Here is a 13,701-nt window from a genome sequence, read left to right on the forward strand (position 1 = left end):
GTATGACGAGAGGTTTCCCACAAAGTGTGGTATCCACGCGTCAGTTTTGAGCTGCGGAAAGGACGAGCGGCGCCGGTTGAATCGCTTCCCGAACCCCGTTTGCGGACGATTTCGGGTGGATTTCAGGCGGATTTGAGCGGTGCTTGCGGGCCGGGCGGGGAAAAAGCTGCGAGAAAAGCCCCGCTTGGGAGCGATGGGCGATGCGCCAGAAACCGTGGCGAACGGTCAGAACGGAAGAGGAAATTGCGGCTAGTTGCGATAAGGCGTCTGCATCGGCGGACGGGGCACGTCGCCGCCATTGCGCGGGAACGGACGGAGTGCGCCGCGCTCTTCGTTATAGCGTGCGACGTCTTCGCGAATGGAGCCCGCGCGCACCGGCGAGTCGGCCGGCGGATGGGGGACCTGGCGCGCTTCCGCGCTTACGGGCTGGATCGGGCCGTGGTAGCCGCCGAAGCCATTGCCATAGGGATTGCCGTACGGGTTGCCGCTGAAGCCGCCGCCGCGACGCTCCGCCTGGCGGCCGCCGCCCTGGCGCTCGCGCCAGCCGCCCTGGTCGGCCACGCGCATCGGTCCCGCGCCGTAGCGCTCGCGCGGCGCGCCGCCGCGCTGGCCGCCCCACTGCATCGGCATGGCCGCGCGCGGGGCTTCGTGCATCATCGGTGCGGACTGGAAGCCGCCGCCATGGAACCCACCACCGTGGGCAGTGAACGCAGGCTGTGCATGGGCGAACGCAACGAGGGCCGCTAATCCGGCCCCCACGATCCACTGTCCCATCCGTAACAACCCTGCGCGCATTTGTGTCGATCACCTGCCCGACGTTCAGCATGGCTTATCGCCATTCGGGCCATGGCGGGCCGTTCCGGGAAGCCCACGTATGTCGCGCAACGATTGCTGCCGCAACGGTTTTTTGAACATTCCTTGACGGTAATTTATGGGCGTCCCGAAGGGGTGTCGAGCCAAAAAGTGTTATGTCCTCGGAAGGGTTGTAACACCATGTTACTGCACGATTTTTCGGTGTTTGGGGCCATGTCGGCCGGGCCTGTTTCATGCGCAACACGGGCTGCGCGAATGCCGCCGGAGGCTTTGCTGGCGCGGCTTTGCGGGCAGCGAACGCGCACACTTTTTGTCGTACTTTTCGTCGCGCCTGGCGCCGGGTCTTTTGCATGACGAATGAATCCTGGCGACGCGCGCCAGCGCCCGTTGTCTCGCGCCGACCACACCGTCCCTGCGGCTCCTGGAATCCGCCCGCTCATGCGCAGCACTCATTAATCGATTCTTCAAATGAATTTGCTTTTTCAATCGGCTTGCGCCGACAATAGACATCCCGATTCCCCCGTGGCGCCCCGATCGAAGAAGCGCGCCGCGTTGCGCACTTGAGACTGTCCGATGGCTCGTCCGAAATTCCTGCCCGATAACTTCACGCTGTGCCTCATCGGCACGGTGACGCTCGCCAGCCTGCTGCCCGTGCACGGCCAGGCCGCCACGCCCTTCAACTGGCTCACCAATGTCGCCGTGGGGCTGCTGTTCTTCCTGCACGGCGCCAAGCTTTCGCGCGAGGCGATCGTCGCGGGCGCCACGCACTGGCGCCTGCACATCGTCGTACTGGCGAGCACCTTCGTACTGTTTCCGGTGCTCGGGCTGGTGCTCAAGCCCGTGCTCTCGCCGCTCGTCACGCCCGCGCTCTATATGGGCGTGCTGTTCCTCTGCACGCTGCCCTCGACCGTGCAGTCGTCCATCGCGTTCACCTCGATCGCGCGCGGCAACGTGCCGGCCGCCGTGTGCAGCGCGTCGGCATCGAGCCTGATCGGCATCTTCGTCACGCCGGCGCTCGTGAGCCTCATCGTGACGAATCAGAGCGCGGGCGGCACCTCGGCCTGGCATACGGTCTGGAACATCGTGCTGCAGCTGCTCGTGCCGTTCGTCGCGGGGCAACTGCTGCGGCCCGTGATCGGCCGCTGGATCGAGCGCAACAAGGGCGTGCTCAAGTTCGTCGATCAGGGCTCGATTCTGCTCGTGGTCTACGGCGCGTTCTCGGAGGCCATCAACGAAGGACTCTGGCACCACACGCCGCTCGCGGCGCTCGGCGGTCTCGTCGTGGTCAGCGCGGTGCTGCTCGCGCTGGCGCTCGGCGCCACCATGTTCGCGAGCAAGAAGCTCGGCTTCTCGCGCGCCGACCAGATCACGATCATCTTCTGCGGCTCGAAGAAGAGCCTCGCGGCCGGCGTGCCGATGGCCAAGGTGATCTTCGCGTCGAGCGCCGTGGGCGCGGTGGTGCTGCCGCTCATGCTGTTCCACCAGATCCAGTTGATGGTGTGCGCGGCGCTCGCGCAACGCTGGGGCGAGCGCGACATGAGCGCCGAGCGCGCCGAAGCCGGCGACGAGTCGCGCGCAGGCCGCGGCGAGCAGGCGGCGGCGGGACGGCGGTAAGCAGCAAGCCGCGAGCGGAGCGGCATGGGAAATTCATCCACGGCTGCGCTCCCTCCTCGGCCCAAGGTCTCACCCCGCTTTTCCAAACGGCGAATCTCCGCCAGCCGCTTTGCTTGCGCTGGCGACTCCTCTCGCGAAGGACACCTCTTCGTCCCGCGCGTGCGCACAAACAACAGCGCAAACGTTCCCCTCCCCCATCCCTCCCTCTTTCTCCGCGTCTGTCATCAAAAGTTCATTCAATTGGCAGACGCTGCTGCCGTTAATTCCGTCGTCCAAGCCTGACCGGCTCTATCCATGTCTGCACGCGCGTCCACGCCGCCCGCCCCGCTGGCTCCCGTGGCTCCGGTGGCCTCGTTGCCGCCAATGGCCCCGATGGCAGCCCCTTCAAGCATCGAGACCCTGATCGCCCAGCGCCAGTTGCGCGCCGTCTTCCAGCCGATCGTCGATTTCGACGATGGCGCCATCCTCGGCTACGAGGGCCTCATTCGCGGGCCGGCCGGCTCGCCTCTCGAAACCCCCGCGGCACTCTTCGCGCACGCCAACGCGGCGCGCTGCACGACGGCCCTCGAACGCGCCGCCGCCACCACCTGCATGGCCGCGTTCGCGCGGCTCGGCTGCACCGGCAAGCTGTTCCTGAATTTCAGCGCCAACGCGCTGCGCGAGCTCACCGCCTCGGGCCGCGACGCGCTCGCGCTGTTCGACGGCATCGCCCCTCATCGCGTCGTGGTCGAGCTCACCGAGCAAAGCGCCATCGACGACCTGCGCGACTTCGCGCACGTGGTCGCGGCGCTGCGCGCGGCCGGCGCGCAATTCGCGCTCGACGACTACGGCAGCGCGAACGCGAGCATGTATCTGTGGGTCCAGTTGCATCCCGACATCGTGAAGATCGATCGCTTCTTCATCCACGACATCGCCAGCGACGCGCTCAAGTTCGAAGCCGTGCGCGCGATGCAGCACTTCGCGCAGGCGAGCGGCGCGCGGCTCGTGGCCGAAGGCATCGAAAACGAGGCCGATCTGATCGTGCTGCGCGACATGGGTATCACCTGCGGCCAGGGCTTCTTCTTCGGCCGTCCCGCCGAAGAGGCGCCGCGCACGCTCGTATGGAAGCGAGGCGATCGCGTCGCTCGCCGCCGTCGCCAAGCGGCGCGCGAAGCAGGACGCGCGCGGACTGGTGGTGATCGACGGCGGCAGCAGCACGACGCTGTTGCCCGCGCACTGAAACGCGAACTGCATCGGCGCCGGATACAAATCGGCGCCCGACCCACGCCCATCAGGGCAGGAACGAAAGAGGCCGGCGCGGAGTGATCCGCGCCGGCCTCTTTGCGCTGGGAAACAAGGCAATGCGCGTCTAGACGCGCCCGTTCAGCACGAGCCACAACATGACGATTACACCCGCGCCCACGGTGCCCGCTGGCCCGTAGCCCCACGTGCGGCTGTACGGCCACGCGGGCACGCAGGCCAGCAGAAGCAGGACCATGAACAGCAGGAGATAGATGCCGTGCACGAGGCCTCCGGCGCCAAACGGTGACCTGCGAGATTGCGCAACCGCCGTTCCCGGCCGGCTTGTTTAGTTAATTTTACTAAACATCTAAATTTACGTTTATTCACGTAATTACGGGTATTTCCGGGGGTTTTTAAACCTCTGTCAACGTTGTGTGCCGATGTTTTTACTATACAATCGCCGCAACCCTGACCATATCGCGGCGCGCACCTTGCAGGCACGCCCGCCGCGCGGCGTCAGCCAAGCGCAGACAGGAACCATGGCGACAACCATTCGCGACGTCGCGCAGGCGGCCAACGTGTCGATCGGCACGGTCTCCCGCGCGCTGAAGAACCAGCCGGGCTTATCCGAGCTCACGCGCGCGCGCATCGTCGAAGTCGCGCGCTCGCTCGGCTACGACTGCGGGCAACTGCGGCCGCGCATCCGCCGCCTCACGTTCCTGCTGCATCGCCAGCACAACAATTTCGCCGCGAGCCCGTTCTTCTCACATGTCCTGCATGGCGTGGAAGACGCCTGCCGCGAGCACGGCATCGTGCCCGCGCTGCTCACCGCCGGTCCCGCCGACGACACCATCGAGCAGTTGCGCCTGCACGCGCCCGACGCCATCGCCGTGGCCGGCTTCGTGGAGCCCGAGACGCTCGCCGCGCTGGTCGCGCTGCAGCGCCCGCTCGTGCTGATCGACCTGTGGGCGCAGGGCCTGCGCTCGGTGAACATCGACAACGCCGCGGGCGCCGCGCTCGCGATGCATCATCTGTTCGGTCTCGGGCGGCGGCGCGTGGCGTTCATCGGCGGGTCGCTCGCGCACTACAGCATTGCCCAGCGCGCGCTCGGCTACCGGCGCGCGTTCTTCGAAGCGGGGCTGCTGTTCGATCCGTCGCTGGAAACCAGCATCGACGGCGGGCTCGATCCCGACACCGGCGCGGCGCTCGAGATGCAGCGCCTGATCGAAGACGCGCGGCGCGCGTGCGGCCCGATGCCCGACGCCGTGTTCGCCTACAACGACGCCGCCGCGCTCGCCGCGATGCGCGTATGCCAGGCCTTCGGCCTGCGCGTGCCGCAGGATATCGCGATCGTCGGCTTCGACGACATTCCCGGCGCCGCGCACGCCACGCCCGCGCTTTCGACGATCGCCGTCGACAAGGAAGCGCTCGGGCGTCGCGGCGTCGAGCTGCTGCTCGAAGAAGCGCCCGAGACGAGCGAGCTCGTGCTGCCCGTGCGGCTCGTCGAGCGCGCGAGCACCCTTGCGGGCGAGCGCACGTCCGCCGCCTGTACCGTTGTGAACGCGCCGTTGCGCGCCGTGCCGCAAGCCGGCCATACCCTGCTGAAGCCACGCCAAGCCTGGTCAAGCCCAGCCAAGACGAGAAAGCCATGACGCAGCCTTCCAACGCCGTCCCCTCCCAGGAGGCCAGGCACGCCCCGGCCGCCCAACCGGTTGAAGCGGCCCGTGCGAACGTACAAGCGAACGTCCAGGCAAGCGCCACGGCGCCCGTGGTCGCGAGCTTTCGCGACCGCGCGTTCCTGCTCGGCCATGTCGAGGACACGCTGCGCTTCTACGCGCCCAACGTGTTCGACAGCACGGGCGGCTTCTTCCACTATTTCCGCGACGACGGCTCGATCTACAACGCGCACTCGCGCCACCTCGTGAGCAGTTGCCGCTTCGTCTTCAACTACGCGATGGCGTACCGCGCGTTCGGCGACCCGCTTCACCTCGAATACGCGCGCCACGGCCTGCAGTTCCTGCGCGAAGGCCATTGGGACCCGCATCACCAGGGCTACGACTGGGAGATCGACTGGCGCGACGGCAAGAAGCGCACGCTCGACGCGGCGCGCCACTGCTACGGCCTCGCATTCGTGCTGCTCGCGTACTCGCACGCGGCGATGGCGGGCATCGAAGAAGCCCGGCCGATGATCGCCGCCACCTTCGAGCTGATGGAGCACCGCTTCTGGGACGGCGCGGCGGGCCTTTACGCCGACGAGGCCAGCGCGGACTGGATCGTGTCGAGCTATCGCGGCCAGAACGCGAACATGCACACCACCGAGGCGCTGCTCGCGGCCTACGAGGCCACCGGCCACCTCGTCTATCTCGACCGCGCGGAGCGCGTCGCGTCGAACATCACGCTGCGCCAGGCGAAGCTTTCGCAAGGCCTCGTGTGGGAGCACTTTCACGCCGACTGGTCGGTGGACTGGCATTACAACGAAGAGGACAGCTCGAACATCTTCCGTCCGTGGGGCTTCCAGCCGGGGCACCAGACCGAATGGGCGAAGCTGCTCATGATCCTCGAGCGCCATCGTCCGCTGCCGTGGCTGCTGCCGCGCGCGATCGAGCTGTTCGACGCGGCCATGGCGCACGCATGGGACGATGATCACGGCGGGCTCTACTACGGCTTCGGCCCGGACGGCACGGTGTGCGACCACGACAAGTACTTCTGGGTCCAGGCCGAGACCTTCGCCGCGGCCGCGCTGCTCGCGAAGCGCACCGGCAACGAGCGCTTCTGGGACTGGCACGACGAGATCTGGCGTTATAGCTGGGCGCACTTCGTCGATCATCGCTACGGCGCGTGGTATCGCATCCTCACCTGCGACAACCGCAAGTACAGCGACGAGAAAAGCCCCGCGGGCAAGACCGATTACCACACGATGGGTGCTTGCTACGAAGTCCTGAATGCGTTGCCGGGCCGCGGCATGGCGCCCGTCATCGGGCAAGAGGGGGGACGCGAGGCGGCCGTCGCGCAGGCGAACGGCGCGGACGGCAGCGTGTAAGCGGCCGAAGACCTGGCGAGGCAACGCGCGGCAAAAGCGACGCAACGGCAACGCAATGGCGATGCAAAATCGACGCAACAGCAACGCAACCGCGTAGCAACATCGACGCAACAGCGATCGACGCAACAGCGCAGCAACAGGCGAAGGAACAAGCGATGAGCACCTGCAGCACTGGCCCCGACTTCTCGTCCGGCTTCCCCGCGTTCATCTCGGCGGGCGACATCCTCACCGATCTCGTGCGCGGCCCCGCGCCCGAAGGCGTGGCGCACGCGCCGGGCGCGCCAGGCATGGATTCGCACTGGCGCGCGCACCCTGGCGGCGCGGGCTGGAACGTGGCGCGCGCGGTGGCGCGCCTCGGCCTGCCCACGGCATGCGTGGGCTCGCTCGGCACCGACAACTTCTCCGACGAGCTCTGGAACGCGAGCGTCGCCGCCGGCCTCGACATGCGCTTCATGCAGCGCGTCGCGCGCGCGCCGCTGCTCGCGATCGTGCATCAGACGCATCCGCCCGCGTATTACTTCATCGGCGAGAACAGCGCCGACCTCGCCTTCGATCCCGCCAAGCTGCCCGAAGGCTGGCGCGCGCATGCGAAGTGGGCGCACTTCGGCTGCATCAGCCTCGTGCGTCAGCCGCTCGGCGAAACGCTCGCGACGCTCGCCGCGGAGTTGCGCGCGGCCGGCGTGAAGATCAGCTTCGACCCGAACTACCGCAACCTGATGGCGCACGGCTATGCGCCGATCCTGCACCGCATGGCCGCGCTCGCCGACCTCATCAAGGTCTCCGACGAAGACCTGCGCATGCTGTTCGCCGACAAGACCGAAGCGCAGGCCATTGCCGCCATGCGCGAGCTGAACCCCGCCGCGACGCTGCTCGTCACGCGCGGCGCGCAGCCCGCGACGCTCTATGCCGGCGACGCCGTGATCGAGGCGGCCCCGCCGCGCGTCGAAGTGGCCGATACGGTCGGTGCGGGCGACGCCTCCATCGGCGGATTGCTGTTCAGCCTGATGAGCGCGCCCAGGCGCGACTGGCGCCAGCATCTGGCGTTCGCGCTCGCGGCCGGCGCCGCGGCGTGCCGCCGGCCCGGCGCGCATTCGCCCACGCTCGACGAAGTCGTCGCCCTGCTCGCGGACTAGCGCTGGCGCCCGATGCGCGGCGCACGGCTGACATGAAAGCGCCGCGCCGGCGTCATATGCGTGCCCCGCAGGCGCCCGGTCAACGTGCTAGCATGGAATTTCCTTCCACGAGGAGCCCGCTATGGAAGACGTCACCTACACCAAGGGGATCTACACAGCAGTCGCCTCCGTGCGGCCCATGAACGCTGGCCTCTATCAGGGCCTGGTCTCCCTGGCGCGCGACGACGGCGAGGAACTCGAGAACGCGATCTACGAAGTGGACAGCGCCTCGGGCACGCCGGAAGAAGCTCTGGAAGAGGCCAAGGCGCTCGCGCATCGCCTCCTTGGCGAGCTCGAACTCTAAAGTCTGAAGGTGCAAGAACGAGGCAAGCGCGGAGCGGAGACCCCGTCCTCCACGCGCCTCTGCGGGGGCCCTCGCAACGGGCCGGCGCTCGCGCACGAACGGGTTTCACCCGGAGCCTGTGCATACCGGTAACGGGCTCCGCAGGCAAGCTGTGCATGGGAGCGCACCCGGCGCCAGCCAGGCACCCACCAGGCGCCAACGCGGCACCCGGTGCGTTCGACAGGAGATGACCATGGCCGAACAGCTCTTTCTCTATGGCGTCTACGCCATCCACGTGCATCCGCTCGAACTGCAGGGCGCGCGCTGGGACGCCGAATATCAGATCACGCACCGCGACAAGGCCGTGCAGCCGTGGGTCACGATCGGCGGCAACGCGGGCTTCCAGGCGCCCTCCGAGGCCGTCGACGCGGCGCGCCGTCAAGCCATCGCCGACATCGAGCACGGCGCCGGCATTCCGAAGCCGCGCGCATTTCCGTGACTCGCGCGGGCCACCGCGCCCGCATCCGAACGCTCACTTGACCGCGCGCAGGGCCGCCGCGCGCGTGAGCGCTTGTCCGGCCTTCGCGGGATTGCTACGCTTGCCTCCTCATTTCGGCTCCCGAAGAAGGCATCGCCATGACACCCGAAACGCCGGAGCGCAACGCATCCGGAAATGCCAGCGGCCCCGCCGCGATGCCCGCCATGTCCGCCGCGGCAACCACCGCCGCCCCCCGCGCGCCCGAGCCCGAAGTCCATCAAGGCAGTCCGCGCAAGCTGGCATTCGGCTCGCGGCAGATTCTCGTCTATGGCATGCCCGTGCAGACCTGGCGCGACTTCTACCACTTCGCGCTGACGATGCGCTGGCCCACGTTCTTCGCCTCGCTCGCCGGGGTCTTCATGCTGCTCAACGGCATCTTCGCGTGCCTCTATCAGCTCGGCACGGCGCCCATCGCCAACCAGTTCCCGCACGGCTTCCTCGGCGCGTTCTTCTTCAGCGTCGAAACGCTCGCGACGGTCGGCTACGGCGACATGCATCCGCAAACCCTCTATGCGCACCTCGTCGCCACGCTCGAAATCTTCGTGGGCATGTCGAGCGTCGCGTTGGCCACGGGGCTCGTGTTCGCACGCTTCTCGCGCCCGCGCGCGAAGATCCTGTTCGCGCGCCAGATGGTCGTGCATCCGATCGAAGGCCACATGACGCTGATGGTGCGCGCCGCCAATGCGCGCCAGAACGTGATCGCCGAAGCCCAGGCGAAGCTGCGCCTGATCCGCGTCGAGACCTCCTCGGACGGCTACACCGCGCGGCGCATCTACGACCTCAAGCTCGTGCGCTCGGAGCACCCGCTCTTCACGCTCGGCTGGAACCTCATGCACATCATCGACGAGTCGAGTCCGCTGTTTGGCGCCACGGCCGAATTGCTCGCGAGCCAGCACGCGGCGCTGCACGTCGTGATCGAGGGGTCGGACGAGTCGACCGCGCAGACCATGCAGGCCCGCCACATCTGGTCCGACGCGCAGATCCGCTGGCAGCACCGCTACGTCGACCTGATGAGCGACGTGGACGGCGTGAGCGTCATGGACTACGCCCACTTTCACGACGTCGTGGCGTTCGACGACTCGCAGCCGTACGGCCCGCACGTAATCTGAATCCAGCCGGCCGGCGGGTGCCCCCAAAGCGCCCCAAACGTGCCCCCAACGCGCCCTCAAAACCTGTCAGGGAAATCCTTCTCAAAATTCGCCCCCGGCGGGCAGCCTGTCGCGCGAATCGCACCCGCACCCGGTCAGTTAGCAAAATATTTCCGTCATTGGCGCGAAAAAATAGAGTCTTCTTCGCCGCCCTCCACAAAGGGCGTACGACAGCAATAAATGGAGACTCCCCATGACCGCGCGCCCCGCGTTCGGCGATACGCCCGCCACGCCCCCTCTCGCCGATTACAAGCTCACCGACAACCTCACCGCCACGCGCGGCCGCATCTTCCTCACCGGCACCCAGGCGCTGATCCGCCTGCCGCTGATGCAGCGCGCGCTCGACCGCGCGCTCGGGCTGAACACGGCGGGCTTCATCAGCGGCTATCGCGGCTCGCCGCTCGGCATGGTCGACCAGCAGGCCTGGAAGGCAAAGAAGCTGCTCGAAGCCGCCGACGTGCGCTTCCTGCCCGCCATCAACGAGGAGCTGGGCGGCACGGCCGTGCTCGGCACTCAGCGCGTGGAAGCCGACCCCGAGCGCACCGTCGAAGGCGTGTTCGCGATGTGGTACGGCAAGGGCCCCGGCGTCGATCGCGCCGGCGACGCGCTCAAGCACGGCAACGCCTATGGCTCGTCGCCGCACGGCGGCGTGCTCGTGGTGGCGGGCGACGATCACGGCTGCGTGTCGTCGTCGATGCCGCATCAGAGCGACTTCGCGATGATGGCGTGGCACATGCCCATCGTGAATCCGTCGAACATCGCCGACATGCTCGAATTCGGCCTCTACGGCTGGGCGCTCTCGCGCTACTCGGGCGCATGGGTCGGCTACAAGGCGATTTCGGAGACGGTGGAATCGGGCTCGACCGTCGATCTCGACGCGCTGAAGACAGACTGGCAAGCGCCCGACATGGCAACCGCGGGCCTCACGCCGCCGCCGGGCGGCCTGCACAACCGCTGGCCCGATCTGCCGAGCCTCGCGATCGAGCAGCGCCTCGCGGCCAAGCTCGACGCCGTGCGCCTGTTCGCGCGGGCGAACAGCATCGACAAATGGATCGCGCCGAGCCCGCATGCGAACGTGGGCATCGTGACCTGCGGCAAGGCGCATCTGGATCTCATGGAGACGCTGCGCCGCCTCGATCTCACCATCGACGATCTCGATCGCGCGGGCGTGCGCATCTACAAGGTGGGGCTCTCGTTCCCGCTGGAGATGTCGCGCCTCGACGCCTTCGTCTCCGGCCTCACCGACGTGCTCGTGATCGAGGAGAAAGGCCCCGTGATCGAGCAGCAGATCAAGGACCATCTCTACAACCGCAAGGAGGGCGCGCGCCCGACCATCGTCGGCAAGCACGGCGAGGACGGCACGCTGCTGCTCTCCGAGCTCGGCGAGCTGCGCCCCTCGCGCATCCTGCCCGTGTTCGCCGCGTGGCTCGCGAAGCACAAACCCGCGCTCGACCGCCGCGAGCGCGTGGTCGACCTCGTTGCGCCGCAGATCCTCTCGAACGTCGCCGATGCGGTGAAGCGCACGCCCTACTTCTGCTCGGGCTGCCCGCACAATACCTCGACGAAGGTGCCCGAAGGCTCGATCGCGCAAGCGGGGATCGGCTGTCACTTCATGGCGTCGTGGATGGAGCGCGACACCACGGGCCTGATCCAGATGGGCGGCGAAGGCGTGGACTGGGCCGCGCATTCGATGTTCACGAATACGCGCCACGTGTTCCAGAATCTCGGCGATGGAACCTACTTTCATTCAGGTATCCTTGCGATTCGCCAGGCCGTGGCCGCGAAGGCCAACATCACCTACAAGATCCTCTACAACGACGCCGTGGCGATGACGGGCGGCCAGCCCGTGGACGGCAGCATCTCGGTGCCGCAGATCGCGCGCCAGGTGGAGGCCGAAGGCGTCTCGCGCTTCGTGGTAGTGAGCGACGAGCCCGAGAAATATAACGGCCATCACGGCCTGTTCCCGAAGGGCACGACGTTCCACCATCGCAGCGAGCTCGACACCGTGCAGCGCGAATTGCGCGAAACGCCGGGCGTGACCGTGCTGATCTACGACCAGACCTGCGCCGCCGAAAAGCGCCGCCGCCGCAAGAAGGGCGAATTTCCCGACCCGGACAAGCGTCTGTTCATCAACGAGGAAGTCTGCGAAGGCTGCGGCGACTGTGGCGTGCAATCGAACTGCCTCTCGGTCGAGCCCGTGGAAACGGAGCTGGGCCGCAAGCGACGCATCGATCAGTCGTCGTGCAACAAGGACTATTCGTGCGTGAACGGCTTCTGCCCGAGCTTCGTGACCATCGAAGGCGGCAAGCTCAAGAAGGCCGCGGGCGCCGCGTTCGATCCAGAGACGCTGGCCGCGCGCGTGAGTGCGCTGCCGGTTCCGGCCACGCATCTGGACAACGCGCCCTACGACATCCTCGTGACCGGCGTGGGCGGCACCGGCGTGGTGACGGTGGGCGCGCTCATCAGCATGGCCGCGCATCTGGAAGGCAAGAGCGCATCGGTGCTCGATTTCATGGGCTTCGCGCAGAAGGGCGGCTCGGTGCTCTCGTTCGTGCGTTTTGCGGCGACCGATGCGCTGCTCAACCAGGTGCGCATCGACACCCAGCAGGCCGATCTGCTGCTCGCCTGCGACATGGTGGTGGGCGCGAGCGCCGACGCGCTGCAGACCGTGCGCCACGACCGCACGCGCATCGTCGTGAACACGCACGAGATTCCGAACGCGGCGTTCGTGCAGAACCCCGACGCGAATCTGCACGCCGACGCGCTGCTCGCAAAGATGCGTCATGCGGCGACCAACGGCGCGACGCCTGCGCAAGATCCGCTTTCGGTCTGCGATGCACAGGCACTCGCGCAACGCTATCTGGGAGACACGATCGGCGCGAACATCGTGATGCTCGGCTTCGCGTGGCAGCTCGGCCTCGTGCCCGTTTCGCTCGCGGCGCTCACGCGTGCGATCGAATTGAACAACGTGGCCGTGCAGGCGAATCTGTTCGCGTTCTCGATCGGTCGTCTCGCTGCCGCGGATAAAGCCGCGCTCGAAGCACTGGATACGCAACGCGCGGCGGCAGCAAAAGCCACGGTGCGCAAGCTCACGCAAACGCTCGACGAACTGATCGCCGACCGCGAGCAGCGCCTTCTCGACTACGGTGGCGCGGGCTACGTGAAGCGTTACCGCGCGCTGGTCGATTCAGCACGCGGCGCCGATAAATCCGCCGATCAAGCGCTCGCGCGCGCCGTCGCGAACACGTTCTATCGACTGCTCGCGGTGAAGGACGAATATGAAGTGGCGCGCCTGCACGCCGATCCGGCCTTCCGCGCCGCGCTCGAAGCGCAGTTCGAAGGCAAGGCAGGCAGCGACTTCACGGTGAAGTTCAATCTCGCGCCTCCGCTCATCGCTCGTGAGAAAAACGGCCAGCATCCTCGCAAGATGCAGTTTGGGCAGTGGCTCTGGGGCGCGTTCGGACTCCTGAAGAAAGGCCGTAGCGTGCGCGGCACGTGGCTCGATCCGTTCGGCAAGACGCTCGAGCGCCGCATGGAACGCGCCCTCGCCAACGACTACGAAGCGACGCTGCGCGGCGCGCTCGCGGGCGTCACCGCCGAGAAGGCCGCCGATCTCGTGAAGTTCGCGAGCCTGCATCAGCGCGTACGCGGCTATGGCCACGTGAAGCTCGCGAATCTCGCCTCGGTCAAGCGCAGCGAGCGCGAACTCGCCGCGCGCCTGAATATCGACGTGAAGACGAGCGCGGCTGTTAATGATGCGTTGGCCTCATTCAAGGGCGCAGGCGCATTGCGCGGGATTCCGGTGGTGGTCGCCAAATAAGCCGTGCATTGAGATGCAAGGCGAACGAACGGCGCGAGTGCCTCACGACACT

Annotated in this window: 10 protein-coding genes and 1 pseudogene; 9 read left to right on the forward strand and 2 right to left on the reverse strand. The window is 67.1% G+C overall.

What is annotated here, in order from left to right; genetic code table 11:
- Positions 1–249: 249 nt before the first annotated feature.
- A complete protein-coding gene (locus U5775_RS15790; protein WP_322059045.1) occupies positions 250–657 on the reverse strand; it encodes a hypothetical protein in 408 nt (135 codons plus the stop codon).
- Between the two features lie 729 nt (positions 658–1,386).
- Between U5775_RS15790 and U5775_RS15795 the strand changes: the two genes are divergently transcribed.
- On the forward strand, positions 1,387–2,427 hold the full coding sequence (locus tag U5775_RS15795) for a bile acid:sodium symporter family protein (RefSeq protein ID WP_322059046.1): 1,041 nt from the start codon (positions 1,387–1,389) through the stop codon (positions 2,425–2,427).
- A 363-nt stretch (positions 2,428–2,790) separates the two neighbouring features.
- Positions 2,791–3,525 (forward strand): annotated as a pseudogene (locus U5775_RS15800) (EAL domain-containing protein); the annotation flags it as partial.
- Positions 3,526–3,775: 250 nt separating this feature from the next.
- On the opposite strand, the gene U5775_RS15805 reads toward U5775_RS15800, so the two are convergent.
- Positions 3,776–3,931, reverse strand: coding sequence for a DUF3309 family protein (locus U5775_RS15805; protein WP_322059047.1), 156 nt, complete (start codon positions 3,929–3,931; stop codon positions 3,776–3,778).
- Positions 3,932–4,187: 256 nt separating this feature from the next.
- Here U5775_RS15805 and U5775_RS15810 point away from each other — a divergent pair, with 256 nt between their 5' ends.
- The 7 genes from U5775_RS15810 (at position 4,188) to U5775_RS15840 (ending at position 13,649) form a co-directional block, all read left to right on the forward strand.
- Positions 4,188–5,300, forward strand: a complete 1,113-nt coding sequence (locus U5775_RS15810) for a LacI family DNA-binding transcriptional regulator (protein ID WP_322059048.1) — start codon at positions 4,188–4,190, stop codon at positions 5,298–5,300.
- Positions 5,297–6,688, forward strand: coding sequence for an AGE family epimerase/isomerase (locus U5775_RS15815; protein ID WP_322059049.1), 1,392 nt, complete (start codon positions 5,297–5,299; stop codon positions 6,686–6,688). Before U5775_RS15810 ends, U5775_RS15815 begins: the two co-directional genes overlap by 4 nt.
- Positions 6,689–6,843: 155 nt before the next feature.
- The gene (locus U5775_RS15820; RefSeq protein ID WP_322059050.1) at positions 6,844–7,821 is read left to right on the forward strand and encodes a carbohydrate kinase; all 978 of its coding nucleotides are present in this window, start codon (positions 6,844–6,846) and stop codon (positions 7,819–7,821) included.
- Positions 7,822–7,942: 121 nt separating this feature from the next.
- Positions 7,943–8,164 (forward strand): hypothetical protein, encoded by a 222-nt coding sequence (locus U5775_RS15825; RefSeq protein ID WP_322059051.1) that lies wholly within the window; start codon positions 7,943–7,945, stop codon positions 8,162–8,164.
- A gap of 232 nt (positions 8,165–8,396) precedes the next feature.
- Positions 8,397–8,642, forward strand: coding sequence for a hypothetical protein (locus U5775_RS15830; protein ID WP_322059052.1), 246 nt, complete (start codon positions 8,397–8,399; stop codon positions 8,640–8,642).
- A gap of 203 nt (positions 8,643–8,845) precedes the next feature.
- A complete protein-coding gene (locus U5775_RS15835; protein WP_415913590.1) occupies positions 8,846–9,790 on the forward strand; it encodes an ion channel in 945 nt (314 codons plus the stop codon).
- A 232-nt stretch (positions 9,791–10,022) separates the two neighbouring features.
- Positions 10,023–13,649, forward strand: a complete 3,627-nt coding sequence (locus U5775_RS15840; RefSeq protein WP_322059054.1) for an indolepyruvate ferredoxin oxidoreductase family protein — start codon at positions 10,023–10,025, stop codon at positions 13,647–13,649.
- Positions 13,650–13,701 lie beyond the last annotated feature (52 nt).

The sequence above is a fragment of the Paraburkholderia sp. J63 genome (assembly GCF_905220245.1).
In the GTDB taxonomy this organism is placed as follows: domain Bacteria; phylum Pseudomonadota; class Gammaproteobacteria; order Burkholderiales; family Burkholderiaceae; genus Paraburkholderia.